This window comes from Flavobacterium panacagri, assembly GCF_030378165.1.
GTDB classification, from domain to species: domain Bacteria; phylum Bacteroidota; class Bacteroidia; order Flavobacteriales; family Flavobacteriaceae; genus Flavobacterium; species Flavobacterium panacagri.
On the sequence record NZ_CP119766.1, the window covers coordinates 4539668 to 4564556 of the forward strand.

At 35.3% G+C, this 24889-nt stretch carries 24 protein-coding genes; 9 read left to right on the forward strand and 15 right to left on the reverse strand.

Annotated features, from left to right (window positions below; translation table 11 throughout):
- Positions 1 to 544: 544 nt before the first annotated feature.
- The 5 genes from hemA to P2W65_RS19670 form a co-directional block, all read right to left on the reverse strand.
- Positions 545 to 1849, reverse strand: a complete 1305-nt coding sequence (hemA, locus tag P2W65_RS19650; RefSeq protein WP_289660326.1) for a glutamyl-tRNA reductase — start codon at positions 1847 to 1849, stop codon at positions 545 to 547.
- Between the two features lie 255 nt (positions 1850 to 2104).
- Positions 2105 to 2695, reverse strand: a complete 591-nt coding sequence (locus P2W65_RS19655) for a globin family protein (protein WP_281865497.1) — start codon at positions 2693 to 2695, stop codon at positions 2105 to 2107.
- Between the two features lie 20 nt (positions 2696 to 2715).
- Entirely contained in the window at positions 2716 to 3150 is a 435-nt protein-coding gene (locus tag P2W65_RS19660) for a hypothetical protein (RefSeq protein ID WP_109193293.1), read from the reverse strand.
- 130 nt (positions 3151 to 3280) lie between these two features.
- A complete protein-coding gene (locus P2W65_RS19665) occupies positions 3281 to 4120 on the reverse strand; it encodes a DUF5777 family beta-barrel protein (RefSeq protein ID WP_281865496.1) in 840 nt (279 codons plus the stop codon).
- Between the two features lie 27 nt (positions 4121 to 4147).
- The gene (locus tag P2W65_RS19670) at positions 4148 to 4537 is read right to left on the reverse strand and encodes an OB-fold protein (protein WP_202002382.1); all 390 of its coding nucleotides are present in this window, start codon (positions 4535 to 4537) and stop codon (positions 4148 to 4150) included.
- 168 nt (positions 4538 to 4705) lie between these two features.
- Here P2W65_RS19670 and P2W65_RS19675 point away from each other — a divergent pair, with 168 nt between their 5' ends.
- The 6 genes from P2W65_RS19675 to P2W65_RS19700 all read left to right on the forward strand — a co-directional run bounded on the left by P2W65_RS19675 (position 4706) and on the right by P2W65_RS19700 (position 8977).
- Positions 4706 to 5074, forward strand: coding sequence for a hypothetical protein (locus P2W65_RS19675; RefSeq protein WP_289660335.1), 369 nt, complete (start codon positions 4706 to 4708; stop codon positions 5072 to 5074).
- Positions 5075 to 5088: 14 nt separating this feature from the next.
- Positions 5089 to 5628: a YceI family protein gene (locus P2W65_RS19680; protein ID WP_281865493.1), complete on the forward strand. Its 540-nt coding sequence runs from the start codon at positions 5089 to 5091 to the stop codon at positions 5626 to 5628.
- 48 nt (positions 5629 to 5676) lie between these two features.
- Positions 5677 to 6228 (forward strand): YceI family protein, encoded by a 552-nt coding sequence (locus P2W65_RS19685; RefSeq protein ID WP_289660337.1) that lies wholly within the window; start codon positions 5677 to 5679, stop codon positions 6226 to 6228.
- A gap of 48 nt (positions 6229 to 6276) precedes the next feature.
- Complete coding sequence (locus P2W65_RS19690; RefSeq protein WP_202002370.1) at positions 6277 to 7167, forward strand: helix-turn-helix transcriptional regulator; 891 nt, start codon at positions 6277 to 6279, stop codon at positions 7165 to 7167.
- 91 nt (positions 7168 to 7258) lie between these two features.
- Positions 7259 to 8272 carry a ferrochelatase gene (gene hemH / locus P2W65_RS19695; RefSeq protein ID WP_289660341.1) on the forward strand — a complete coding sequence of 338 codons (1014 nt, stop codon included), beginning with the start codon at positions 7259 to 7261 and terminating at the stop codon, positions 8270 to 8272.
- A 150-nt stretch (positions 8273 to 8422) separates the two neighbouring features.
- Positions 8423 to 8977 carry a fasciclin domain-containing protein gene (locus tag P2W65_RS19700; RefSeq protein ID WP_289660343.1) on the forward strand — a complete coding sequence of 185 codons (555 nt, stop codon included), beginning with the start codon at positions 8423 to 8425 and terminating at the stop codon, positions 8975 to 8977.
- A 678-nt stretch (positions 8978 to 9655) separates the two neighbouring features.
- Here the strand turns inward: P2W65_RS19700 and P2W65_RS19705 are convergent.
- The 7 genes from P2W65_RS19705 to P2W65_RS19735 form a co-directional block, all read right to left on the reverse strand.
- A complete protein-coding gene (locus tag P2W65_RS19705) occupies positions 9656 to 10492 on the reverse strand; it encodes an IS3 family transposase (RefSeq protein ID WP_289666208.1) in 837 nt (278 codons plus the stop codon).
- Positions 10489 to 11007 carry a helix-turn-helix domain-containing protein gene (locus P2W65_RS19710; protein WP_289660345.1) on the reverse strand — a complete coding sequence of 173 codons (519 nt, stop codon included), beginning with the start codon at positions 11005 to 11007 and terminating at the stop codon, positions 10489 to 10491. Before P2W65_RS19710 ends, P2W65_RS19705 begins: the two co-directional genes overlap by 4 nt.
- Positions 11008 to 11106: 99 nt before the next feature.
- Positions 11107 to 14157, reverse strand: coding sequence for an efflux RND transporter permease subunit (locus P2W65_RS19715; RefSeq protein ID WP_281233742.1), 3051 nt, complete (start codon positions 14155 to 14157; stop codon positions 11107 to 11109).
- Between the two features lie 8 nt (positions 14158 to 14165).
- Positions 14166 to 15251, reverse strand: a complete 1086-nt coding sequence (locus P2W65_RS19720; RefSeq protein ID WP_289660348.1) for an efflux RND transporter periplasmic adaptor subunit — start codon at positions 15249 to 15251, stop codon at positions 14166 to 14168.
- An 11-nt stretch (positions 15252 to 15262) separates the two neighbouring features.
- Entirely contained in the window at positions 15263 to 16594 is a 1332-nt protein-coding gene (locus P2W65_RS19725) for a TolC family protein (protein ID WP_289660351.1), read from the reverse strand.
- Between the two features lie 56 nt (positions 16595 to 16650).
- Positions 16651 to 17268: a TetR/AcrR family transcriptional regulator gene (locus tag P2W65_RS19730; protein WP_229350995.1), complete on the reverse strand. Its 618-nt coding sequence runs from the start codon at positions 17266 to 17268 to the stop codon at positions 16651 to 16653.
- A gap of 83 nt (positions 17269 to 17351) precedes the next feature.
- Entirely contained in the window at positions 17352 to 18119 is a 768-nt protein-coding gene (locus P2W65_RS19735) for an SDR family oxidoreductase (RefSeq protein ID WP_281233745.1), read from the reverse strand.
- Between the two features lie 102 nt (positions 18120 to 18221).
- Between P2W65_RS19735 and P2W65_RS19740 the strand changes: the two genes are divergently transcribed.
- A complete protein-coding gene (locus P2W65_RS19740) occupies positions 18222 to 18635 on the forward strand; it encodes a winged helix-turn-helix transcriptional regulator (RefSeq protein ID WP_281233746.1) in 414 nt (137 codons plus the stop codon).
- A 609-nt stretch (positions 18636 to 19244) separates the two neighbouring features.
- Here the strand turns inward: P2W65_RS19740 and P2W65_RS19745 are convergent.
- The 3 genes from P2W65_RS19745 to P2W65_RS19755 form a co-directional block, all read right to left on the reverse strand.
- Complete coding sequence (locus P2W65_RS19745) at positions 19245 to 20399, reverse strand: cation:proton antiporter (protein WP_289660360.1); 1155 nt, start codon at positions 20397 to 20399, stop codon at positions 19245 to 19247.
- 67 nt (positions 20400 to 20466) lie between these two features.
- The gene (locus P2W65_RS19750; RefSeq protein ID WP_281233748.1) at positions 20467 to 20919 is read right to left on the reverse strand and encodes an Hsp20/alpha crystallin family protein; all 453 of its coding nucleotides are present in this window, start codon (positions 20917 to 20919) and stop codon (positions 20467 to 20469) included.
- A 592-nt stretch (positions 20920 to 21511) separates the two neighbouring features.
- Positions 21512 to 22015, reverse strand: coding sequence for a response regulator (locus P2W65_RS19755; RefSeq protein ID WP_281233749.1), 504 nt, complete (start codon positions 22013 to 22015; stop codon positions 21512 to 21514).
- A gap of 865 nt (positions 22016 to 22880) precedes the next feature.
- On the opposite strand from P2W65_RS19755, the gene P2W65_RS19760 reads away from it, so the two are divergent.
- Together P2W65_RS19760 and P2W65_RS19765 are read left to right on the forward strand one after the other, a co-directional pair.
- On the forward strand, positions 22881 to 23876 hold the full coding sequence (locus P2W65_RS19760) for an SDR family NAD(P)-dependent oxidoreductase (protein ID WP_281233750.1): 996 nt from the start codon (positions 22881 to 22883) through the stop codon (positions 23874 to 23876).
- 30 nt (positions 23877 to 23906) lie between these two features.
- Positions 23907 to 24728 carry a helix-turn-helix domain-containing protein gene (locus tag P2W65_RS19765; protein ID WP_289660365.1) on the forward strand — a complete coding sequence of 274 codons (822 nt, stop codon included), beginning with the start codon at positions 23907 to 23909 and terminating at the stop codon, positions 24726 to 24728.
- The last annotated feature ends 161 nt before the right edge of the window (positions 24729 to 24889 follow it).

A 24889-nucleotide genomic window follows, 5' to 3' on the forward strand; every position in this document is an offset into this window, starting at 1 on the left:
AAAATCATCTTCCAAATTCACTTTAAAAATAAGATAAACTGAAGCGCAGGCTAAGTTAAAAGCCAACAGGATTCGAACACCAAAAATGGAATAGCCCCATACTCCTTTTATTTAGATTTCTATTTAATTGAAATAATGAAAATCCATTATAAATGGTTAACTATTTATAATTTATTGAATTTTCCGCTCTCACTCTCCGATTATCAATTATTGCTCAGCTGAGACAAAAAATTAGTTTTCTCCTCAAGCGTTTGGTGCGACGGCCCGCCTCTTTTATAACATGAATCAATGATGTGTAGTAATTTATAGTAGAAAAGCTAATTATAAAATTAATTAATAATTATGTAATTATCACCAAATCAATTAGTCTAACTTTACAAAATGAGGAATTGATTACTCCCATGCAGAATTAAGTAAACATTTTTTGGAAGATTATGTTTATGGACAAGCCCGTCGCAGCGTGCACCGCAGCTGACGGGTTCTATTTTTGTATCACTTGCTTCAGAACTTTGCTGTAAGTTTGAAACTGAAGCTGATTAAGCATTTATGACAGATTGATTTTGTATTTTTCTTCTATTGGCGAAGAAGCCTTATTCGGTGCAAGCTGTCCTATCTGGAATACTTTTTCAATAAATTCAATGCTTTGATCCACTGAAGTGTTTTCATTTTTTAAATGGCTGGCAAAATGGTTTGTTAATTTTTGAATAATTCTTGAACTGATTAAATCCATCTGTGCATCATCAAAATGGGTTGTTTTCTTTTTTTGAAAAGCAAATTCTGCTGATACAATATCATTTAGCTTGGATTTTAAGGCATGGATAGTCGGAGCACATTTTCGGCCGTTCACCCAGGTATTCAGTTCTAATTTCAGATCATCAATAATGGCTTCCGCCGCAGGAATATGCTGTTTTCTTTTTTCCAGCGTGTCATCCGTAATTTGAGACAGATCATCCAGATGTATTAAAGTTACACCGGGGATTTCTTCTACATTGGCATCTACATTGCGCGGGATGGATAAATCCAGAATCAATAAGGGTTTCTGTACAGCAAGCGATGTTTTGTCAATAGTGGGATTTTGTGCTCCTGTAGCTACAACCAGCACATCGGCCTGCTGCAGTTCCTGTTTTAAATCAGCATAATCTTTTACAATAACATTCAGCTTGCCAGCCAGTAATTCGGCTTTGTTTTTTGTTCTGTTTATAAGGGCAATATGGCTGTTTTTAGTATGTTTTACTAAGTTTTCGCACGTATTTCTTCCTATTTTCCCCGTTCCGAATAACAAAATATTTTTATTCCCAATATCCGCCACATTTCGGATAATATACTGCACTGATGCAAAAGAAACGGATGTTGCACCAGAAGAAATTTTAGTCTCTGTTTTAACTTTTTTGCTCGCTTGAATAACCATATTTACTAAACGGTCCAGAAAAGTATTTACCAAACCTTCCCGTTTACTATGATTAAAAGCGATTTTAATTTGGCTGATGATTTCAAAATCGCCCAGAATCTGACTGTCTAAACCTGTTCCTACCCGGAATATATGGCTGACAGCTTCTTCATTCTTATATATATAAGCAGCCTGCTGAAATTCTTCTACAGAACCATTGCTGTTTTCGCAAAGCAACTTGATGAGTTCATAAGGATGATGGGCAAATCCATAAATTTCAGTTCTGTTACAAGTAGAAGTAACAATCAATGATTCTATACCTTCTGCTTTGGCCTGCATCAATAAATCAGATTGTGCTTTAGTATCTAAACTAAATTTTCCTCTTATAACTGCATCTGCTTTCTTATAGCTTAACCCTAATGCGTAAAAAGTGGTAGATCTGGACATATTAAAATTTTCCATATTTATGCTTTCCTTAAAAAGTTCAAAAAATTATTACTAAGTAATTTATATAACAAGGCTATAAGAACTTACTATATCGCTTTACAATACATCGATTCAAATTGGCGATTTTATATAATTTCCTGCCATTATACATGATATTAGACTTTCAAAATATTTATATACTGATTCTAAAATATTGCTAAGAGTCCAGCACTTCAAATAGTATTGAAATATAAAACGCTGCCTTTTTCAGGCAGCGTTTTGAGAAGAAAATTATTTTTGAACTATAGGAGTTCTCAATGATTCCAAAACAGCAACAATATCCGTATAAAGCTCTGTATTTGAAGCAACTCCATTTGCATTAGCGGCTGCCCCTACATAACCTTCGAATTTTGTATAATCTGCACTGCTTGATTTTGTTCCCATACGAGGATTTTTCGCAGGATCATGCGCTGCAACCATATTCAAACCAGAATATGTATTTACAGCATTGGTACCTCCGGTATTAAATGAAAAGAAATCAGTCAGATTATCTGATAATTTAGCAATATTAGTAGACTGGGTAGTTCCGGTTTCTGCCAATAAAGGTGCAAAATGTGCCTGCAAATTACCTGCCGCATTGGATTGAATATCAGCAACAATTAATCCAATAGTTGAATTTACGACTTTACGGAAACTCAAACGACCCTGTTCAATCATCTGCCCTGAATTATCCGGATCGGAAACCATTTTAGTTCCGCCTAATCGTTCGTAGATAGAAGCCTTAACCGGTGCTGGGGTTTCGTCGTCATTACTGCTGCAGGAAATCATAGCTGCCGATGCAGCAATTAGTACACTAAGTGTAAGTTTTGAATAAACTTTCATAAATTTAAAGTATTAAAGGGTTAATTAAAAAAACGATTTATCTTTTGAGACAGTTTATAGCTCAAACTATTTTGATTCATTGGGCAGACTTCTTTGTCTGCTAAATTTGCCGGTAAAATATAGCGCTGCGCATCGTAACGTCCTTTAGCCATCAACTCGTTGAAAACTTTCTCCGAGTTTGTAATTTTATTATTGTGGAAATACACCACAACATTTCTTTTAACGATGATAGAGTCTGATGTCAGGCCTTTTATGCTTCTAAGGTCGGCACAAATTTTTCTGGCCTGCAGAGAATCAATATCTGATTTAAAATCGATTCTGCTTACTTGGAGATTTGGGGTGTCATAAACGGGCGGTTTGGCCGTTATAATGTGAAAAAGCAAAATCGCGGCAAACAGTACAAATATGCCGCTCAGAATTAAAAGTCCTTTTTTGATTATTTTATTAGTCTTCATAATTTTTTTATGGTTTTAAAATTATCTACGTGTACTTTAGAGCTGCGGTTTTAGAAATAATAGAAAATCGATTAATTTAGAATCATTTTAAATACAGAAATTACCTAATAATTTAATTATAAAGTAGATACTAAAAAACCCTGGCAAGATTAAATCCAAAAAATATATCTCCTTTTGTCCAGTCGCCAGTGGTTCTTCCTAGATATCCAGCCTCATCAATTGCCTGTGAACTGGTAAAATGCATCTGGAAAACATGTCCGCCGGTTTCCAGATCAAAACCAATAGACAGCGGATTTTTATAAAGTGAATTTGGCGCTCTGTTTAAATGCGCCGCATAATCCATATTTAAGGACCAGCGCTTAGCGAATTTATATCTTCCTCCAAATCCTATGGCATATTGGGAATTGCTTTGGTCTACATCATCAACAAAGTTTTGATGAAAGAATGACGGCACAATTTCTAAAGACAGCTTTTCAGAAAATTTTCTGGAAATCAGCAGCTGCGCAACATAAGTCAGCCTGTCTTTAAATTGAAGTTTCGGATACAGACTTTCTTTTAATGTGTTATTAATAGATAAACTATTAAAACCAGCAATAGTAACAGGAAAGCCGTCTTTTATTTGAGGAAACAGCATATATTTTGTTGCAAAGTCATAAGCAAATTCACTTCTGGCGGCACTTACGTTGAGTCCATTTGTTAGACCGTAAATAAATTTAATCTGCGTATTGGCATTATCCAGTCCATAGAAACCTTCAAAGCCATCTTTAATAGAGCCGAATCGGTGTGCAACAACAAAATACAAATCGCCTTTTGCTGCCAATTTTGTAGATTCGAGATTAACGATTTTTAAGGCTTTGAATGCAGATGTCACTTTTTCTTTTGCAGAAGGAGTTTCTACCCCGGACAATAAATCGGTTTGGGAGAAGGTTAACAGCGGAAATAAAAAAAATAATAGGATAAAGTTTTTCATGAGGTTAGTTTTAAATTGTTATTTGTATTAGTGTACAACTGAAGATTGGTCTATTTTAAATTCCTGGAGCAGTTCGTCATATCCTAAAAAACGCCCTTTAATTTTTAGGGTTTTCCCGGATATAATATTTTGCGGCAAACGGTTTTTGAATGTCACAAATACTTTTTCGCTCATAACAATTCCATTGCCGGCTTTATCAATACTTGTTACCCGTGCAGATAGTTCAATTGTTTTGTCCTGATATTTGATGTAAGCCAGACTGTCGTTTGAAGTAAACTCTCTTTCTAGTTCATTAACGGTTACAACATAATCGGCAGTTTCTGATTCTATATTTCTATGCCCTTTGTAGATGTAGAGGTACGCTGAAATTCCGATTATTATAAAAAGGAAAATTGTAATTAGTATTTTTTTTCTCATAACTGGTTTTTAGTATTTCAAATTATCTACGTTAAAAAATACCTATTGGATTTAAATCATTAAATATGCCTCCTTCGAAATCTGGATTATTCATTTCATCGTATATGATTTTGAAATGCCTGGTAATTCTTAAAGTCATGTATTTATTTATAACTAAAAACCAATCTTATGAATCTAAAAACCCTTCTGGCCATCTCATCATTAGCTTCAATTTTTGTAAGCTGTGCCAATGACGACCCAAGCACCCTAAGCGACACTGCACCAATTAATGGTTTGGCAACATACAACCAAAATGTAAAATCTATTATTGATAATAACTGTGTTGTATGCCATGCAGCAGTTCCTAAAAATGGCGCGCCAATGTCTTTAGTTACTTATGAACAGGTGAAAAATGCAGTTTTAAACCGAGGACTCCTTACACGAATTTCTTTAGAAAATGGAGATAGTTCCTTAATGCCGCAAGGTGGACCAAGATTGTCTCAAGCTACTATCGACATTATAAAAAAATGGAATCAGGATGGATTATTAGAAAAATAATCTATAACAGCAACATGAAGAAAATCATAATAATGCCAATGCTATTGGCTTCTTTTATTGTTTTTTCACAGGAAAAAATAGTAACTAAATCTGCAACAATAACTCTGGAAGCTTCAGTACCTTCTTTTCAGCCGGTTGCAGGAACTAACAGCAATGTAACTTTTGTTTTGAATCCCGCAACTGGAGAAGTGGCAAGTCTGGCTTTAATGAAAGGATTCCAGTTTGAAATGGCATTAATGGAAGAACATTTTAATGAAAATTACATGGAAACCGATAAATATCCAAAAGCTATTTTTAGAGGGCAAATAGAAGGATTCGACATTAAAAATCTAACTGAAGATTATAAAGATTACACGATAAAAGGAAAATTAGAAATGCATGGAAAATCCAAGGATATAAGTGCCGATGCAAAAATTACAAGATCGGGTTCCAGAGTCACCTTTATATCTGATTTTGAAGTAAATGCAAGTGATTTTAACATTCCGATTCCAGCGCTTATTAAATATAAACTGGATAATAAAGTCAAAATTCAAATTATTGCAGTTTTAAAATAAGAGCTGCACAAAATAGATAATGATCTAAAAAAAATAAAGGCGAAATAAATGAAAAAAACAATACTTATTGCAATGCTGAGCGTTTACGCTATTGGCGTATCACAAGAAAAAATGGTCAGTAAATCGGCAAAAGTCATTTTTGAAGCTTCCGTTCCTTCTTTTGAAGAAGTTAAGGCAGTAAATCGGAATGTTACTTTTGTTTTGAATCCAGCAACAGGAGAGATTGCAAGTTTAGCCCTGATGAAAGGTTTCCAGTTTAAGGTTGCCTTAATGGAAGAACACTTCAATGAAAATTATATTGAAAGTGACCAATATCCAAAAGCCGTATTTAAAGGAAAGATAGAAGGATTTGATCTTCAAAGCCTAAGCGCAGATGCTAAGGATTTTATCATTAAAGGCAAATTACAACTCCACGGTAAATCCAGGGATATAAATACTGCTGCAAAGATAAGCAGATCACTATCAGGGGTCAGCATTTCATGTAATTTCAGCGTAAATGCCAGTGATTTTAATATTGAAATCCCAAATTTGGTTAAAAGCAAGCTTTCCAATAAAATAAATATCCAGTTTGCCGCAGTTTTAGAAGCCAATAGACAATAACCAGCTGGAAACTATCTCGAAAAGTCAATAATTTTTTATATCAAAAAAATGGAGGAAGAAATACAAATTGAGGACGGCCTTACCCTTATCCGTTTCCAGAACGACAGCTCAGAATCTTTTTCTGCACAGCACGAAATAGGTGCCGGCCTGATACAGTTTCATTTCGCACTAAAAGGTAATGCATTTTTTTTGTCCAGTCAGGATCATTGCACATTAGAATTGAAAGAGGAAAAATCACTGATTTTGTGCAATCTGCAACATCAGTCATTGCTTAAGTTAGAACTTTCTCCAAATTCATGGATGATTTCTGTTATTGTTTCGATTAATAAATTTCACTCGTTATTTTCCGTTCAAGCAGATTATATTTCTATTTTAAGCCCCGATAAGAAGAAAAAAAAGTATTATGCCGAAGCGTACATCAGTCCTGCTATGGCTGTTGTTTTGAGCCAGCTGTTTCATTACAGCCTTCATCCTTCCCTAAAGAACCTTTATTATAAAGGAAAAGCATATGAATTATTGAGTCTGTATTTCAATAAAATGGAAGATCCAAACGCAGTGCAATGTCCATTTTTGACTGATGAAGATAACGTGCTGAAAATCAAAAAAGCCAGAGAAATACTTATCGCCAATATGGCCGAACCGCCAGGACTGCAGCAGCTGGCAGATGAAATTGGGCTGAATATGAAAAAATTAAAAACAGGCTTCAAACAAATTTATGGTGATACGGTATACGGTTTTCTGTTTGACTACAAAATGGATTTCGCCTTAAAACTATTGGACAGCGGTTCTTACAATGTAAATGAAGTCGGCCTGAAAATAGGATACAGCACCGGAAGCCACTTTATTGCGGGATTCAAGAAAAAATTTTCCACAACCCCAAAAAGATATCTAATGTCCATTAATACCAATCATAAAAACAGTTTCGCTTTTATAGATTAAGGCATAAATAAAAATATATTTGATTAATTTTAAGAAGCAACAAGTAATGAGTTTGAGGAAAATTAAAACAAAGCTTAAAACAAAAACGATAATGAAAGGCGTATTATTAGTAAATTTGGGATCTCCCGAAAGTCCCGCACCAAAAGATGTAAAACCGTATTTAGATGAATTTCTAATGGATAAATACGTGATCGACGTTCCGTATTTATTGAGAGCATTATTAGTTCGCGGTATTATTTTAAGAAAAAGACCAGAAGAATCAGCGCACGCTTATGCGAAAATCTGGTGGGAAGAAGGTTCTCCATTAGTTGTTCTTTCAGAAAGAATGCAGAAAAAAGTACAGACTTTAGTAAATGTACCGGTTGAACTTGCAATGCGTTACGGAAGCATGACAATCGAGAAAGGACTCCAGCAATTGCATGATAAAGGCGTTACTGAAGTACTGCTTTTTCCGCTGTATCCGCAATATGCAATGGCTTCAACTTTGACTATTTTAGTAAAAGCAGAAGAAATTCGCAAGAAGAAGTTTCCACACATGACTTTTACAGATGTTCCGGCATTTTACAATAAACCGGATTACATCAAGAATTTGGCAGATTCGATTCAAAAACATTTAGTTGGTTTTGAATATGATCATTTGTTGTTTTCTTATCACGGAATTCCAGAGCGTCACATTCGCAAAACCGACGTTACAAAATCACATTGTAAAATTGACGGTTCTTGCTGCAGCACGCCATCTCCGGCACACGATTTCTGTTATCGTCACCAATGTTACGAAACAACAAGGCAAGTTGTAAAATTATTAGGGCTTCCCGAAGATAAATACAGTCTGACATTTCAATCGCGTTTGGCGGGAGATAAATGGTTAGAGCCTTATACTGATATTGAAATTGACAAAATGCCGGCAAAAGGAATTAAAAATCTGGCTGTTGTAACACCTGCTTTCGTTTCGGATTGTTTAGAAACGCTCGAAGAAATCGCCATGCGCGCCAAAGAAGATTTTGAGAAAAATGGAGGGGAAAATTTCCTGGCTATTCCCTGTTTGAATGACGACCAGAAGTGGTGCCAGACTGTTAGCAGCTGGATTAATGAGTGGGCTGAATAATGCTACAATAGCAATTGGGAATATTGGAGCTTTCATTATTAATATATCAATTCGCCCATTTATATTTCATTTTAATTTATTTTTTTACCTCTTTTAAAACCAAAAAGAATATTAAAGCGTAAATGACTTTATAACTTAAAAAAAGTAATTATGAAAACTAGAAAATTTTTAGCAGCCGCAATCCTGGCATTAGGATTTGGATTGACATCATTTGCACAAAAAACAGTAATGGTTGGTGGAGCAGCTATGTATCCTAATAAAAATATTATAGAAAATGCGGTAAACTCAAAGGATCATACCACCTTGGTAGCAGCAGTAAAAGCAGCAGGATTAGTTGAAACTTTACAAGGTAAAGGGCCATTTACTGTTTTTGCACCAACAAATGAAGCATTTAGTAAATTGCCCGCTGGAACTGTTGAAACATTATTGAAACCTGAGAATATTAAATCATTACAAACTATATTGACATATCATGTAGTGGCTGGTAGAATGAATAGTTCTGATATTGCAAAAGCAATAAAAGCTGGTAAAGGAAAAGCTTCTTTAAAAACAGTTAGCGGCGGAACTCTAACTACCTGGATGGATGGAAAAGATTTGTACATTAGTGACGAAAGTGGCAATAAAGCTAAAGTTACAATTTCAGATGTAAATCAATCTAATGGTGTCATACATGTAGTGGACGCAGTACTGCTTCCAAAAATGTAGTTTGCTGAGAATAAATTACAATTAAGCCCTGAAATTTCAGGGCTTTTTATATAATTACTATGCGACAAAATAGTAATAGTCAATTGTATTAGAGATTTTGATTACCATTTTATTGCCAGCTCAAAACTTTAAATATAAGGAATTGATATCTTTTTTTTACAAAAGATTAAGGCTGTCTCTTTTTATTTTTGGTAAAATAATACATAAAACTAAATATATTTTTGCTTCAATCCCCAACAGGACATCTAAACCAAAACTATAAAGCCAATGAAAGACAAACATTACATGTAGTAAGCCAATTTCTTCAAATCATCTAAAAATGATGTTGTAATTTGTCCCATCGAGGTCACAAAGCCAAATGGCGCCAATTGTCTTCAATTGGCGCCATTCTTTTATTTAACCCTTATCAATAAATGAGTTTGACTCGTTTTTGCTTTATTTTCTTCATAAAGAAACAAACTTCAGAAAAACATTATTTATATGAAAAACAAGATAAATTTAAATTTTAGCGTTCGATAACTTAACAGGATTCGAACACCAAGAACAGAGCTGAAATTAAGTTTTACATTTTCAAAATTTGATAATTTCCTGTCTTCCCTTATCAATCTTTTTTAAGAAAAAAAGCCAGCAGTCTAAAAAAAAACTAGACTGCACCCAAAAGTTTAGACAAATTTATAATTAAGTTTGATAATAATGAGCTCGATATTGTATCGGGCTCATTTTGTTTAAATTTGATTTAATTCTTTCTTTATTGTAATAGATTATATATCTGTTAATTTCTTTTTTTAATTGTTCTATTGATTTGAATTTTTGGATATAAAACATTTCAGATTTTAATATTCCAAAGAAGTTTTCAATAATTGCATTATCCAGACAGTTTCCTTTTCTTGACATGCTTTGTTTAATTCCTTTTTGTTCTAATAAACGCTGGTAATCTTTCATTTGGTATTGCCAGCCTTGGTCAGAATGGAGTATCAAATTTGTATTGTCTGGGATTTTCCTAAATGCTTTTTTCAGCATCGTAACCACTTGATTGAACACTGGCCTCTCTGTGAGTTCATAGCTGATTATTTCCCCGTTAAACAAGTCAATTATTGGTGATAAATATAATTTGTTACCCCCTACTTTGAACTCTGTTATATCGGTTGCCCGTTTTTGATTTGGAGCTTGTGCTTTAAAATTTCGCTCCAGTATATTTGGAGCTATTTTGCCATTTTCACCTTTATAAGATTTATACTTTTTTACTCTAATAACACTTTTTAGTCCTAATAGATTCATTAATCTGAGAACTGTCTTATGATTGATAAGCAGTCCTCTGTTTTGCAGCTCATCGGTTATCCGTCTATAGCCATAACGCCCTTTATGCTTTTGATAAATGGCTTTAATCAGCTCTTTAGTTTCTCTATATTTATCAGGTGATTTACTTTGTTTTTGATGATAATAAAAACTGCTGCGTGCCATATCTGCTAGGTTCAGAAGTAATTCCAAACCATATTTATGCCTTAACTCGTTTATGGCTTTGGATTTTTCCTGGCTTGAATTAAGGCTTGAAGCTTTTTTAGCAGTTCATTCTCACAGCGAAGCCTTTCGTTTTCTTTCAGCAGTTCCTGCTCTCTTGTAAGAGGTTTGTCTGATTTGCGCTTTTTGCCTTTATGGTCATTCATCGATACGGGTCTGCCTTTTTGTTTGGGTTTCAATCCTGCTAGTCCAAAGTTAGCAAAATCTTTTTTCCATTTTAAAATTATTGACATATTGGGAATATTAAACCGGATGCCAGCCTGCATCAGGGTAAGAGATTCCTTTTCTATGCTTCTTAACACTTTTAGCTTGAATTCGGCTGAATAGCTTTGGTTCATTCGCGGCAATAAACCAATTTTACCATATGCCTTATAAAAACTGACCCACTTGCGAATATTCCATCTTGCAATCTGCTTCAATTTTGAAACATGTTCAGCTGAATAATGCTTCTTTAAAACCAATTCTACACATTCTAATTTAAATGCATAGTCATACTTTGTTTTTCTTTCCATAAAAAATGCCCCAAATAGTGTCTAACTTTTTGGGGCATGTTCAAACACACTGCCGGCTTTAAAAATTATCTTAATTTCAAAAAAATCTTTTCTCTCTTCTTACATCTTTTCAATACTAGGAGGGATCAATTTATACATCACGGGCGTTACAATCCGTGATAATATTGTAGAACTGATTAAACCGCCAATTAACACAATTGCCAATGGTGCGATCAAAGGATTTGAGTTTAATGCAATCGGAATCAAACCGCAAATTGCAGTAATTGAAGTCAGCACTACAGGCAGAAAACGTGTTTCTCCTGCAATTGAAATAGCTTCATCGATCGAATGTCCTTCCTGCCTTAACTGATTGGTGAAATCTACCAGCAGCAAAGAGTTCTTTACCTGAATTCCCGAGAGACCTATAAAACCGATTATAGCAACCAAAGACATCGGACTTCCATTGAGAAGCAATAATAGCACGCCACCTAAAATCCCCAGCGGAATAATAGATAATACAATAATAATTCCTTTAAAAGTTTTAAACTGCAGCAGTAAAACCGCCACAAACAAAAAGGTACTCAAAATAATTACGGCCAAAAAATTACCGCCCAGCGCATCGCCTTCGGATTCTTTTTCACCTGATAATTTATAGTAATATCCTTTTGGCATTTTCAATTGATCCAGTTTTGGAACAATGTGCGTCAATAAATCATTGGCATAATACCCTTTTGCCGATAAAGCGGTTACTTTTGAAAAGCGTGATTTATTAAAATGGTTAATCGCCGTTGGAGAAGTTTCAAACGAAATTTCAGCAATCTGGTTTAGGGCAATCGGAGTTCCCTGAAGGTTATTTACGTACAAGTTTTTCAAAGCGTCAAGGTTCGAAAATTTATCTCGGGGCAATGTCAGCGTAACATTTCTGGCATCTCCCCTATCATCTATATAATCACCGACTGTTAATCCTGCTACCGAAAGACGGATTACCTTATCTACATCGCTGGTCAATACGCCCAATGTTCTGGCTTTTTCTTTATTGATTTTAACTTTAACATCAGTTTTATACGTATTCAGTTCATTGTTGATATACACGGTTCCTTCCTGATTTCTAAGAATAGTCTCTACCTGTGAAGAAAGCTTACGTAACACTTCCTGATCTTCACCAAATAATCTTACGACAATATTAGCTTCTAATGGTGTTCCCTGTTCAAAATCTTTTACCTCCACTTTTGCGTAAGGCATCGTTTTAAATTTATTTCGAAGTTCTTCAATCAAAGCTGTTTTCTCTGATGGTTTAGCTTCATCTTCGAGCTGGACAAAAATCTGCGCAAAATCGGGTTTTCTGTCCTGGGGATGCACATTGTAATAAATCTGCGGATTTCCTTTACCAACGTTCGAAGTGTAATACACAATTTCCTTATGATTTTTAAGCTCTGCTTCTACAATTTTGGTCACACGGTCACTTTCTGAAATATTGGCCTGAAGGGGCATTTTTATATTGATAAGAAACATCGGTTTTTCTGAAGTTGGAAATAATTTAAAACCCGTTACTTTAAACAATCCAAAAGCAGTGATGCTTAAAACTATAGAAATAGCAATAGTTGTTCTAGGATATTTTAATGCTTTGGGCATAATATCACGATACGCTCTGGTCAGGAATTTTTGCAGATACTGAAGAAAAATATTTCCTCCCGCATGATCGTGCGTTTTTAAAAATCGGCTTCCTAAAAACGGCACCAATGTTAAAGCTACAATCATCGATGCCAGTACACTGGTAATAACTGCCATTGGAAGACTTCTGATAAATTCTCCCGAAACATCCGGCAGGAAAGCCAGCGGTAAAAATGCAATTATAAGTGTTGCAGTACAGCCTACAACGGCAATTCCGATTTGTTTGGTACCTTTAAGGACTGCATCCATTTTAGAATGTCCTTCCCGCAGCCATCGCTCTATGTTTTCGACTACCACAATACTGTCATCCACCAACAATCCTAAAGCTACCACAAGACCAACAATACTTAACTGATTTAAAGAAAAGCCAAAAGCATTCATTGCAATTAATCCCAATGCGAGGGATAACGGAATGGAAATCATCACAATTCCCGAAGCTCTTAAACCTAATGGAAGTAATGTCACAATTACCAAAACAATTGCCAGCGTAAAATCAAAACCTAAATGTCCCAAACGCTGCGATACCATATTCGCCTGATCGAAGTTTTTTACTAATTTGATGTTTGAGGGTAATTCTTTAGAAAATTCATCTACAATTGGCAGGAATTCTTTCTGCACATCTGTAATGTTTACATTGTCTTTCATTCCGGCTGTCACTAGCACACAACGGTGTCCGTTGATGCGGGTAATATGATCGACGACCTGTGACTTGTAGCCTACTTCGGCTACATCTTTCATATAGATTATTTTACCGTTAGCATTGTAAATTACTGTATTGGATACATCGTCCGCATTTTTAAATTTACCGCTAGTTTTTACATTAAATACTTTACTGCCTAAATCAATGCTTCCTCCTGGAATATCGGCCGCTTCGCTCTGCAGGCTTGCCATGACTACATTTAACGGAATTTTTAATTGGGCCAACTTTTCAAGCTGTAAATCAATACGAATTTCCTGCTCGGGAAATCCAGCATATTTTACATCTTTCAGATTGGTAATTTTCTCAATTTTAGATTTAAGTTTATCCGCTTCATCGCGAAGTTTTTTGTCTGATGCATTTTCTGAAACCAACGCTATCTGAAGGATTTTCACATCAGAAGAAGCAATTTTTTCGGTTTTTATCTGATAAATATCTTTTGGAAGTTCGCTGTTTTTAAGAGCATTCATTTCCGTAGAAATCTCCTGATATTTATTATCAACATCTACTCCGTATTTAAATTTTACCTGAAAAGCTGCAACACCGTCTTCTACTGTGGTTAATATTTTTTCGATGTTTTCGAGTCCGTAAATTTTATTCTCGATTGGTTTTACAACCTGCTCCTCCATATCCTTTGGACTTGTCCCGGGATAGATTACCGTAATTAAATATTGCGGCGGATGTGTTGAAGGATCTTCCGCCCTAGGCATGGTAAACAACGTAAGATACCCTACCACAGCAACCAGCAGAAATATAATCAGTGTAAACTGATAATTTTTAACAGCAAAGTTTGTTATTTTCATAATACTGATTATTTAATGATCTTGATAGTTGATTGTTCGTTGAGATAAGCACTGTTTGAGATCACAATCTGATCTGTTTTCTGAAGACCTTCTTTTATGAATACTTTATTGTTCTCAAATTTATTAATGGTCACCGGCTGTCGTTTTACTTTGTTGTTTTCCACAATAAAAACAAACGCTTTGTTTCCGTCAGCTTCAATAAGCGAATTGTACGGAATGATGATGAAATCTTCTGAGTGCTCTGCCTTTATTTCGGCTTTTCCAAACATCCCCACCGCTGGTTTGCTTTTTTTAAGGCTCAGTTTTAATTCGACCTGAAAAGAACCTAGTGCTGCATCTGCCGCCTGCGATTTTCTAAAAATAAAGGCATCGAATTTTTCATCAGGATAACCGTCAAGCGTCACAGTGGCTTTCTGCCCTACTTTTACCGCGGCCCATTCTTTGTCTGTCAATCCTACTTTTAGCAGATAATTATTGTTTTGGGTGGTTTCATTTATAGCCAGAATTGGCGATCCTGCGCCAACTACTTCTCCTTCGCTGGCTATTTTTTTCGAAACAAAACCATTCGCAGCAGCATAAATTTTAGAATAACGCGCATTAAAAGCAACCGCATCTTTCTGTTTTTTAGCAATGTCAAGGCCCGTTTTGGTATTCTGAAGCTGTTCTAATGTATAAACACTGTCTTTGTACAAATTGCTTGCTCGTTTATAATCACGCTCGTACTTTTTGAGATTCAAATCGGTTTGGTTCAATCCTGCATTAATCTCTGTTTCGTCTAATGATGCCAGAAGCTGGCCTTTCTTAAAAAACTGGCCTTCTTCAACATAAATACGACTGATGACCCCTCCTATTTTAAATCCATAATTGGCCTGATTTTCTGTTGTTACTAAACCTGATGCGCTTATGGTATTGTTAAGAGCAAAAGATTCGACCGGAGCTGTTTTAATCGGGATGACATCCGCGCTTTCAAAGGGCGAATTTTCCTTTTTTTCTTCTTTACAGGCGTAAAAAAGCGTTAAAGCAAGCAATATAATCAACCCTTTTTTGGAGGCTGCGATATGTTTTTTTAGATAATTGTGAATCGTTAATTTCATGTTTTTTATTTTTAGTTAAAAGTAAAAGTGGCGTTGGCTCTTTCTAATTCTGCAAAAGCAATCCAGGAGTTATAAAGCGAAATATTAGTGTTAAGCTGCGCATTCACCCATTGGTTCTGTGCATCAAGCAGTTCTATATATATTGCCTGGCCTTCCTTGTACAATTTGGTAATGTCATCATTGTACTTTTTGGCCGACTGCTTTTGATTTTTATCAGCATTGAACTGCTCTAAGGCCGATTTTAGATTGTTCTGTGAAACCTGAAGCTGAAGCAGCAGCTGCTGTTTTACATTATCAGTTTGCGAGATGATTTTTTTACTGTCTTCTTCAACTTGCTTCAGCTTCCATTTGTTTTTGTTTCCCGAAAAGATATTCCACTCCAGCCCCACTCCGGCAAAATAGTAGCGTGAGTTTTTATCCGCCTGAAAATCAAAATCCTGAATTCCGAAATCGGCAAAGCCGTTTACTTTTGGCAGCCAGTACGATTTGGTCAGTCTGCTTACATTTTCGTTTATTTCTTTTGCCTGAGTGAGCTTTTGCAGCTCTTCTCTATTTTGGGTATTTTCTGAAAGTACTTCTATTGGCAGTGCTTCACTCTGATCAGTTTCTATTGCGGCATCAAGTTTTTGATTCAATAAAAAATTAAAATAGGATCTGGCATTATTACTGGTTTGTCGGGCGGTTTCTAAATTGGCCTGAATGCGGATTACCTCATTATCGCTTCGTAAAACGGCAGTCCGGTTTATTTTTTCATTTTTAAATAAAGCCTGATTTACCCTTTGGTTTTCTTTTACCAAAGCCAGGGCATCTTCATAAATCTTAATACCTTCAACCGATTGCAGGTATTTGTAATAAGCAATTTTAATTTCCTTTACTAACTCTCTTTGATAGATTTCGAGTTCTATTTTTTGAAGCGTCGTCTGCTGGGCTTTTATTCTTTTATTATAAATAATTTCAAAATTCAGCAATGGCATCGTGGTATGAATTTTAGCATCATAAAAATTATCCGGATTTATCAAGACCGACTGATTTTCTAACATCGGAAAAGCGTTAGAATTGGTAATTTGATTTAAAGTATTATACACCGGATTCAGCATATCTCCAATTGGAATATCGATTGTCCTTCCGCCTTCTGCTTTGGTGTAACTTCCATTTAGGGAAACTGTTGGATAAAATAAAGCTCGTGCTTCTTTTAAGGCATACATGCTTTTATTAATATCAAAATTATGCTGCCTGATTACTTCGTTATTTTTTAAGCCGGTCTTTATATAAGTTTCCAGCTTGTTCTGTGCATACCCTAAATATCCTAGACAGAGTATTGCAAAAGTTAGTTTAATTTTCATTTATTGTACATTGTTTATTATTTGAACATTGTTCATTTTTTTGGGCAAAAAAATTTTTAAAGCTTTTCTATCATTTTTAGATATTCATTGTATCCGTCATACAAAATGGTATCGGGATTCGTAAAATTTACATTTTTAATTCTCTGGTGAATTTCCAGACAGCACATGCCATGTACCAAACTCCAAACCATAAATGCCAGCGGCTCTACATTATGGCCTTTAAAATAACCTTTGTTAATACATTCTTCAATAGTTTTTTTAACTAATCCAAATGCTGTGCATCCTTCATCCCAATCTTCATTCTCGGAGTCTTTCAGGAATTCTATTGGAGCTTTTAGATTAAACATCAAATCGTACATTTCAGAATTTTCGATGGCAAATTTGATATAGGCAAATCCCATTTTCTTTAATCTTTCCTTCGGATCTTCTATAGTATATAACTCCATAAAATAACTATCTAATTCCTGAAAACCTATTGTATGAAGATCATGGAGAATATCATTTTTATCTTTAAAATAAACATAAACAGTGCCTACACTGTAGTTAATTTCTTCAGCAATGTTTCTTATGGTGGTATGTTCAATTCCTTTTTCAACAAAAAGCTTTTTAGCACCTTTTAATATCAGGGCTTTTAAAGCTTCTTTTTCTTTTGCTTTTCTATCAATTGTACTCATACTTATTTTTATTACTGCAGACAAAGATATAAAATAAAATGAACGCTGTTCATTTTTTATTCAGTTAAATATTTTTATACAAATTAAGATTGCAATCTGGCCGTAATACCTTTATGATTCAATAACTTGTAAGCTAACTTTGGTAAAAATCTATTTAACAGATAAATCGCTTTTGTATCGCCAACACGAATAGTGTACGTATTGTTTTTTAATCCTTTTATTAAAGCATCAATTAGCACATCTGGTGTTATCGATTTACCTTCCATTCCCTCAGACATATTTGTTTTTACCAACGGCGGCAATAATTCAAATATTTTTATTCTGCTTCCAATTATCTGTAAATGATCTCGTAATGCTTCTGTATAAAAACGTACCGCAGCTTTTGATGCTGAATAAGTTGGTACAAGATTAGACGGCGTGTAACTCAATATCGATGATGTATTGATAATAGCTGCTTCTTTTCTGCTTTTAAGCATATCCAGAAAAAGATCATTTAAGAGAATAACTCCTAAGTAGTTAGTATTAATTTCCATGGCAGCTTTTTCAAAATGTTTTGAATTACTGAAACCTAAATTATCCTGACCATTCATAATTCCGGCATTGTTATAAAGTATATCGATACCACCCATTTCATTAATTTGGTTGTACAAAGCAACCGCGGCTTCCTGGCTGGACGCATCACTTTTAATGGTCGTAATGGATGGATACATTTTTTTGGCAAGATCCAATTTTTTCTGATCTCTTCCTGTAATAATTACTTTAGCACCTTCTGTAATGAACTGTTTTGCAGCCTCTAATCCGATTCCGGCAGATCCACCTGTAATCAAAATTATCTTACCTTTTAATTCCATAATTTTTCTATTTAGTTTATTATTTCTATATTTGCTTGCGAAATGCAAGTGTAAATATAAATACATTTACTTGCAAAAAGCAAGTGATTTTAATTTTATTTTATGAAAACTCAAAAAAAGAGATCAGACTGCCCGGTAAGTTTTTCACTTGAAGCCTTTGGTGACAAGTGGTCGCTGTTGATTGTTAGAGATTTAATGCTTAAAAAAAAATGTACCTATGGCGAATTGGCAAAATCCGATGAGAAGATCGCAACTAACATTTTAGCCGCTCGACTGCTCTCGTTAGAAGAAAACGGAATTATTCAGAAAATGGAGCATCCCGACAGTAAAGCCAAAGTATTGTATCAATTGACACAGAAAGGAATGGATTTAATTCCAATAATTGTTGAAATTAATCTTTGGGCAGAAAAGTATACCAACATTCCTGAAGAAAGAAAGGAATTGCTGGCACAAATGAATGCTGATAAGGAAGGATTTATTAAAAATGCTTTAAAAGAACTTGAATTAAATCTATAGTATAGATTACATAGCTACTACTTTTTTTGCCACGATAAATTTGGACTGGAATGTGCATGACAAAACACGCCCCCGCAGGTGCAGAACTGCCTCCAATTTTGTCACACAAGCTAAGGCGGTTTTAATAAAAGAGGTTAGCGATTTGTTCAAACCAAATTACCAAAGCCACTGGAAGACAAACAACTACATATAATAAGCCAATTTCTTCAAATCATCCAAAAAAAATGTTGAAATTTGTCCCGTCGGGGTCACAAACAAGCCAAATGTCACCAATTGAAGACAATTGGTGACATTTTTTTATAACCTTACTTATTTTTATTAGTCAAAAGTGCCGGGCTCCTCAGCAGCCCTAGCCCCGATAGCAGTTAAAATCCTTTTGCGCCGGGGTTCGGCGTAAAAGATTGGAACGGATAGCGAGAAGAGCTCCTAAAAAAACACTGTCAATCACAGTATATTTTATCATGCTAATAGCAATTCATATTATCTTAGACAGGCCGCTTGCAATCAATTCATCACTGGCATATTTTTTCTTAGGATGTTTTAAAAAACCTATTCTAAGAAAAAAAAATTACGGACCTGCAGGTCAAAAGAAAAAATAATCTTTCGCTTCTATTTCAGCCTGAAAATCAGCCGCTGAATAATCATAAGCCAGATTGCAGTCAGCATCATCGTTGAAGTAATTACAGCCAATGTTATTTGATACGTATAATTTTCTACTAATTTTAAAGAAGCTGCCATGGTCATTAAAATAAAACTGAATTCCCCTATCTGCGATAAGAGTGCCCCTGCATATAAACTGTCTCGCCAGGAGTTCTTAGTCAGTTTAAAAAGAATGGTATTAATCAGGCTGTTTATAAAGAGTACTGAAAATGAAATCAATATAATTGTACCTGTATTTTGAATAAAAAAATTAATATCTAACTGCAGTCCTACAGCTAAGAAAAAGAAAGCCATAAAAAATACCCTAAAAGGAATAAGGGAACTACCCAGCCAGCGGGTTGCCTTATCATGCCCGATTAATATTCCTGAAGCAAAAGCACCAAAGGCAGTAGACAAGCCAAACCATCCGCTGATCCAAGCCATTGTGAAACAGATACTAAAGCCGATAAAAACCTGCAGTTCATGGTCAACAGTAATCTCTTTGCGCATCGGAATTTTAAAAAGTTTTTTAGTCAGAGCCCCTTTCAAAAAAAGAATCATCAATACGCCTCCTGCGCATACTTTTATCAATTGAACTGCTGATACAGCGGTACCTGACATAAAATTCAAAGCCAGCATCATAGGTATAACCAATATATCCTGCATTAATAATACACCGCAGGTAATCATGCCGAGCTGACTTTTAATTTGGCCTGTTCTGGCCAGATACTGAAATACAATGGCCGAACTGCTGATGCTGATTGTAAAGGCAGTCAGTACAATTATTGTCATTTCCCATCCTGCATATGATCCAACAAAATACATGCAGATAAAACTAAGCACAATCTGAACAACTGAAATCAACAGCGGCTTGTAAAAATTACGCGTGAGATATTGAAGGTCAATCTCGCTTCCTATGGAAAACATCATAATAATGATCCCTATCTCACCAAGCTCTGATATCACATCAGGTTTGTGGATAATATTAAATACCTGAGGACCTAAAAGCACACCGGCCGCTATGTAGGCGATAAAATAAGGCTGCTTTAACCGCCGAAGCAATAAAATCAACAATAAGACAATAAGGGAAAGCACAGCAATCCCCGAGAATAATTGTGAGAGCATATTTTAAATTATTATCAAGAAAGCTGCCTTTATGGGGCAGCTTTCAATAAAAAATTCATAAAAGTTTTTAAGAAATCTCTATCATCCTTGGAGACTTTTGTCTGGCCTGTTCCAGTTTTGGAATAGACAGCAGTAAAATTCCATTTTCGTATCGGGCACGAATTCTATCTTCGTCCACTACATTTTTGGGAAGCACAAAACTTCTCTGGAAAGATTGGTAGCTGAACTCTCTGCGGGTGTAATTTTCTTGCTCTTTATTAACGTGTTCCTGCTTAAAGGAAGAAATAAGCAGCTGTCCATTATCAAGGGTAACCTTAAAGTCATCCCTGCTCATGCCGGGAGCTGCAACCTCTACTTCATAATTCTCGTCAGTTTCCTTAATATTCACTGATGGCAGTGTGGTGCTTGTGGTTGAAAAATTGTTGTTTTCCCAATTGAAAAGATCGCGGCCAAAAACATCATCAAAAAACAAGCGTTGGAAAGCCGGCACATGGCTTCCGTTTCTTTTAATAAGATTCATAACAGTAATTTTTAAAATTGTTATACAATAAATTTTTGAACTTGCACAAAGGTGTGCACAAGGAAAAAAAACAAAAAATATGCCAGGGATTAATTCTGACATTTTTTCATAGTAGAAAAATGAAAAAATGTCATTTTAATCTACGATGAAGACCTTTTTTCGCACTGCTTATTTTCAGTATTGAGAGAATCTGCCGTCCTTACTTTTTACGATCCAAATTTAGAAGTTTCAGGAAAAAATGTCACTTCACCTGTAGAAATGTCGTGTGATCCTCCAACAATTCCAATTTCTCCATTTTCAATCATTTCTTTCAATATCGGACTGCGCTGCATTATCGATGAAACGGTACGCTTAACAATCTCTTCAAATCTACTCGTGGTTTCTAATTCAATAAAGAGGTTCTAATACGCAGCTTTCCTTAGCCCCGATAAAAGTGAAATCCTTTGCGGCGGAACTTGACGCAAAGATTGCTTCGACAGTTCGCTTGCGCTCGGGTGGAACGTATAGCGCGGAAAAGCTCCTAAAAAGACAATTAAATAGAATAAAGGGCATAATTGTAGAAAAAAAGCCAACTTCGGGTATAAATTCCTTATTAGTCCCGCTGCGATATATTCTTTTCAGAAACAAAAAATAAACTTATAACGGGTCTCAATAAAGCTTTGGCCCAGTGCAGAAGAAAGACTTTCTTTAGCAGCAGCACAAAGCCGGCAAAAGAATTTGGCTTCTGGACATAAAGGTCCGCCCCCTTTTCAAAGGTATCTTCAATATCCGAAGGATGGTTCCAGGTGGAGAGCATGACCGCAGGAATGTCGCGAAGCTCTTTATCGCCCTTTATTTCTTTCAGCGCCTGTTTGCCCCCTTTAACAGGCATATTGACATCTATAAAAATAATATCGGGATCGGGCTGGGATTTATCCCTGAGTGTATTCACGAGCTGCTGCCCGTTTTCAACCGCAGTTACCTCAGAGGGAATATCAGCTTCATCAAGGGCATCAATGAATAATTCCTGATCGTCCTTATCATCCTCGGCCAGTATAATTTTTACCGGCTCCTTTTCATTTAAGTTTTCACCAGAGGGGGTTTCAGAGCTTGTCATCTTTAGGCAGTTTTACAATTCTCAAAAGTACGGAAAATACATAAATGAAATGATAACCTGCAAAATTTAAAACATCGAGTTTAAGGGATTCTGTCTGAAATGATCTTTGGTCATCTATAGATGCTGGCAGTTTTTACTACTGATATTGAAACTGAAAATGACAGGCAGGCAAAAAATACTAGATACGTTAATATATTTGGATGATAAGGAATATATTTTTTAAACTCATTACTCATTACTGACAGAAGTTACATTACTATAAAAAAGGGCCTTATTAAATTACAGAATAAAGTTCTTTTGCAATTAACTGAATTAGCATTTAACCGTTTTTTAGCGCCCTAGTTAATCACTGAATTACGTTTAAGGAACAAAGGATTATACCAAATTCCGGGCAGTTAAGAATAAATCCATATCATTGGTTCAAATCGTACCAATAATTATAGGTAGTGTTAAATACTAAAGACAAATAGTGAAACCTCCTTTAAAAATGGTTTACTATATCATCATCTCTTGAATTTTCATCTCTTATAACTTGATTACTAGTTGTTGCTCGACTGAGGCAAAATATGGTTGGTTCCTCCAGCACTTGTATATTGGGTTGATTTTGCTTTTCTCATTGTCTGTAAACATCATTAAACTGATATAGCATCAGCTTGAATAGTAATGCTATAAATGTAGTACTATTAAAAACATTACTGGAAATAAACCCCTGGTTTGATTGGCTTTAGAATTATTATTTTAAGTTTAATATGACTCGCCGATTTTTAATTCGGACGTTTAAACAATGTATATTGAGACGTTTAAACAAAGTCATGTGTTCGTGTATCCTCTAATTTTGTCCTGTTAAATAACTTAAATTAAAAAAATGGAACAGAATAATTATCAGGGAAAATTGCAGAAAGCTACAGGTTCCGGATTTGATGCCAAATCCACCTCAAACAAGGTTATAAAAGGAATTGATCTTAAGGGAAAAATTGCCATTGTTACGGGCGGAAATACAGGTATTGGTCTGGAAACGGTGAAAACACTTGCCAGAGCCGGCGCAACAGTGATCGTACCTGCCAGAGATGTCGAAAAAGCCAAAAGAAATCTGGAAGGAATTGCAAATGTGCAAATAGAAAAAATGGATTTAATGAATCCCGATTCTATAGATGCTTTTGCTGAAAAGTTTTTGCTTTCAGGACAACCGCTTCATCTGCTCATTAACAATGCAGGAATTATGTGGGTGCCGCTCCGCAGGGATAAGCGAGGATATGAATCGCAGCTGGCAACCAATTATCTGGCGCTGTTTCAGATCACAGCAAGATTATGGCCTGCATTAAAAAAAGCAGATGGCGCAAGGGTGGTTAATGTTTCTTCAGGAGGACACCAATTTTCAGATTTTGATTTTGAAGATCCTAATTTTCTAAATCGGGAGTATGAAACTTTACAGGGATATGGACAGTCAAAAACAGCAGTTAATCTTTTTTCGGTTGAATTAGATACACTTGCAAAAGCCTATAATGTGCGCAGTTATTCTTTATGTCCGGGCGCTGTTGGAGAAACAGAATTAGCAAGGGAAGCACCAGTTGATTTGTTTCAAAAACTGGGTTACAGTGATGCTGAAGGAAATATACTGCCGGAAGTTGCAGCGTCATTAAAAACAATTCCGCAAGGTGCATCTACAACCCTTTGGGCAGCCACGAGCAAATTGCTGAATGATATTGGCGGGGTTTATTGTGAAAATACAGATATAGCAGCATTGAGTTCAAATGATGCAATTATTGGCGGTATTAAATCGTATTCATTAGATCAAAAAAATGCAAAACGTTTGTGGAAATTAAGCGAGGAGATGACTGGAATAAAATTCGATCTTCATTAATATTTGTATCTTTATACCACACAAGCAATTATGGATTATCAGGTAAATTACATAAACCCAGAGATTAAACTTTCTAGTTATACCGGCAAGCTGTTTAAAACGGAAGCCGCGTTTAATGATCATTTGCTTGTGTGGTTAATTTCGGGGGAAACGAAAATTATTCAGGCAGATGAAACTTTTGTATTTGGTGCTGGAAATACTTTTTTAATTCCCCGAAATCAATTGGCTGCCATCATTAATATTCCAAAAGATGGTTTGCCGCACAAAGCAGTTGCCATGCATTTATCGGCAAAAAGACTTCGGGAATTTTATGATCACGAAAATGCAAAGCTAAAAAAAACGGCGACACCAAAAATTTTCAGTTTCCATAAACATCCTTTATTGGAAAGCTGCTTGGCTTCGCTGATTCCTTATTTTGAAATGCAGGAAAATTTTCCCGAAAATATCGCTTCCTTAAAAATTACTGAGGCAATTTCGATACTTAGAACTATTGACCCGCATATAGATGCTGTACTGGCAAACTTTGATGAACCTTACAAGATTGATTTAATTGCTTTTATGGAGAAGAACTTTATGTTTAATATGCCATTGGAAAAGTTTGGCTATTTAACAGGCCGGAGTCTGACCACTTTTAAGCGTGATTTTCATAAGGCTTTCAACATTACACCGCAACGCTGGCTAACCAAAAAAAGATTAGAACTAGCCCATTATCAGCTTAGTGAAAAAAACAAAAAACCTGTTGACATTTATTATGAAACAGGTTTTGAAAATTTATCGCATTTTTCATTTGCATTCAAAAAACAGTTTGGTTATTCGCCAACTGAATTGCAAAGAATGAATAAAAATTTTTAAAGGATTGTTTGGTTAATGGCCTCTCTAAAAACGAGTGCTGTTTCTTTCAAATTTGCTGTAATAAGCTATGCAAGTTTATCTACTTTAAATAAATTATTACGTAATTCATCAATCCCCACCGGGTCATCCAAATCAAATTCATAAATCCAATGAAATACAGA

Coding starts and splice junctions, on each gene's coding strand:
- P2W65_RS19665 (WP_281865496.1), bottom strand. CDS start 4,120: ATGAAAAACTTTATCCTATTATTTTTTTTATTTCCGCTGTTAACCTTC.
- P2W65_RS19670 (WP_202002382.1), bottom strand. CDS start 4,537: ATGAGAAAAAAAATACTAATTACAATTTTCCTTTTTATAATAATCGGA.
- P2W65_RS19700 (WP_289660343.1), top strand. CDS start 8,423: ATGAAAACTAGAAAATTTTTAGCAGCCGCAATCCTGGCATTAGGATTT.
- P2W65_RS19675 (WP_289660335.1), top strand. CDS start 4,706: ATGAATCTAAAAACCCTTCTGGCCATCTCATCATTAGCTTCAATTTTT.
- P2W65_RS19760 (WP_281233750.1), top strand. CDS start 22,881: ATGGAACAGAATAATTATCAGGGAAAATTGCAGAAAGCTACAGGTTCC.
- P2W65_RS19685 (WP_289660337.1), top strand. CDS start 5,677: ATGAAAAAAACAATACTTATTGCAATGCTGAGCGTTTACGCTATTGGC.
- P2W65_RS19750 (WP_281233748.1), bottom strand. CDS start 20,919: ATGAATCTTATTAAAAGAAACGGAAGCCATGTGCCGGCTTTCCAACGC.
- P2W65_RS19680 (WP_281865493.1), top strand. CDS start 5,089: ATGAAGAAAATCATAATAATGCCAATGCTATTGGCTTCTTTTATTGTT.
- P2W65_RS19735 (WP_281233745.1), bottom strand. CDS start 18,119: ATGGAATTAAAAGGTAAGATAATTTTGATTACAGGTGGATCTGCCGGA.
- hemH (WP_289660341.1), top strand. CDS start 7,259: ATGAAAGGCGTATTATTAGTAAATTTGGGATCTCCCGAAAGTCCCGCA.
- P2W65_RS19745 (WP_289660360.1), bottom strand. CDS start 20,399: ATGCTCTCACAATTATTCTCGGGGATTGCTGTGCTTTCCCTTATTGTC.
- P2W65_RS19720 (WP_289660348.1), bottom strand. CDS start 15,251: ATGAAATTAACGATTCACAATTATCTAAAAAAACATATCGCAGCCTCC.
- P2W65_RS19655 (WP_281865497.1), bottom strand. CDS start 2,695: ATGAAAGTTTATTCAAAACTTACACTTAGTGTACTAATTGCTGCATCG.
- P2W65_RS19740 (WP_281233746.1), top strand. CDS start 18,222: ATGAAAACTCAAAAAAAGAGATCAGACTGCCCGGTAAGTTTTTCACTT.
- hemA (WP_289660326.1), bottom strand. CDS start 1,849: ATGGAAAATTTTAATATGTCCAGATCTACCACTTTTTACGCATTAGGG.
- P2W65_RS19725 (WP_289660351.1), bottom strand. CDS start 16,594: ATGAAAATTAAACTAACTTTTGCAATACTCTGTCTAGGATATTTAGGG.
- P2W65_RS19715 (WP_281233742.1), bottom strand. CDS start 14,157: ATGAAAATAACAAACTTTGCTGTTAAAAATTATCAGTTTACACTGATT.
- P2W65_RS19730 (WP_229350995.1), bottom strand. CDS start 17,268: ATGAGTACAATTGATAGAAAAGCAAAAGAAAAAGAAGCTTTAAAAGCC.
- P2W65_RS19755 (WP_281233749.1), bottom strand. CDS start 22,015: ATGACAAGCTCTGAAACCCCCTCTGGTGAAAACTTAAATGAAAAGGAG.
- P2W65_RS19660 (WP_109193293.1), bottom strand. CDS start 3,150: ATGAAGACTAATAAAATAATCAAAAAAGGACTTTTAATTCTGAGCGGC.
- P2W65_RS19710 (WP_289660345.1), bottom strand. CDS start 11,007: ATGGAAAGAAAAACAAAGTATGACTATGCATTTAAATTAGAATGTGTA.
- P2W65_RS19765 (WP_289660365.1), top strand. CDS start 23,907: ATGGATTATCAGGTAAATTACATAAACCCAGAGATTAAACTTTCTAGT.
- P2W65_RS19690 (WP_202002370.1), top strand. CDS start 6,277: ATGGAGGAAGAAATACAAATTGAGGACGGCCTTACCCTTATCCGTTTC.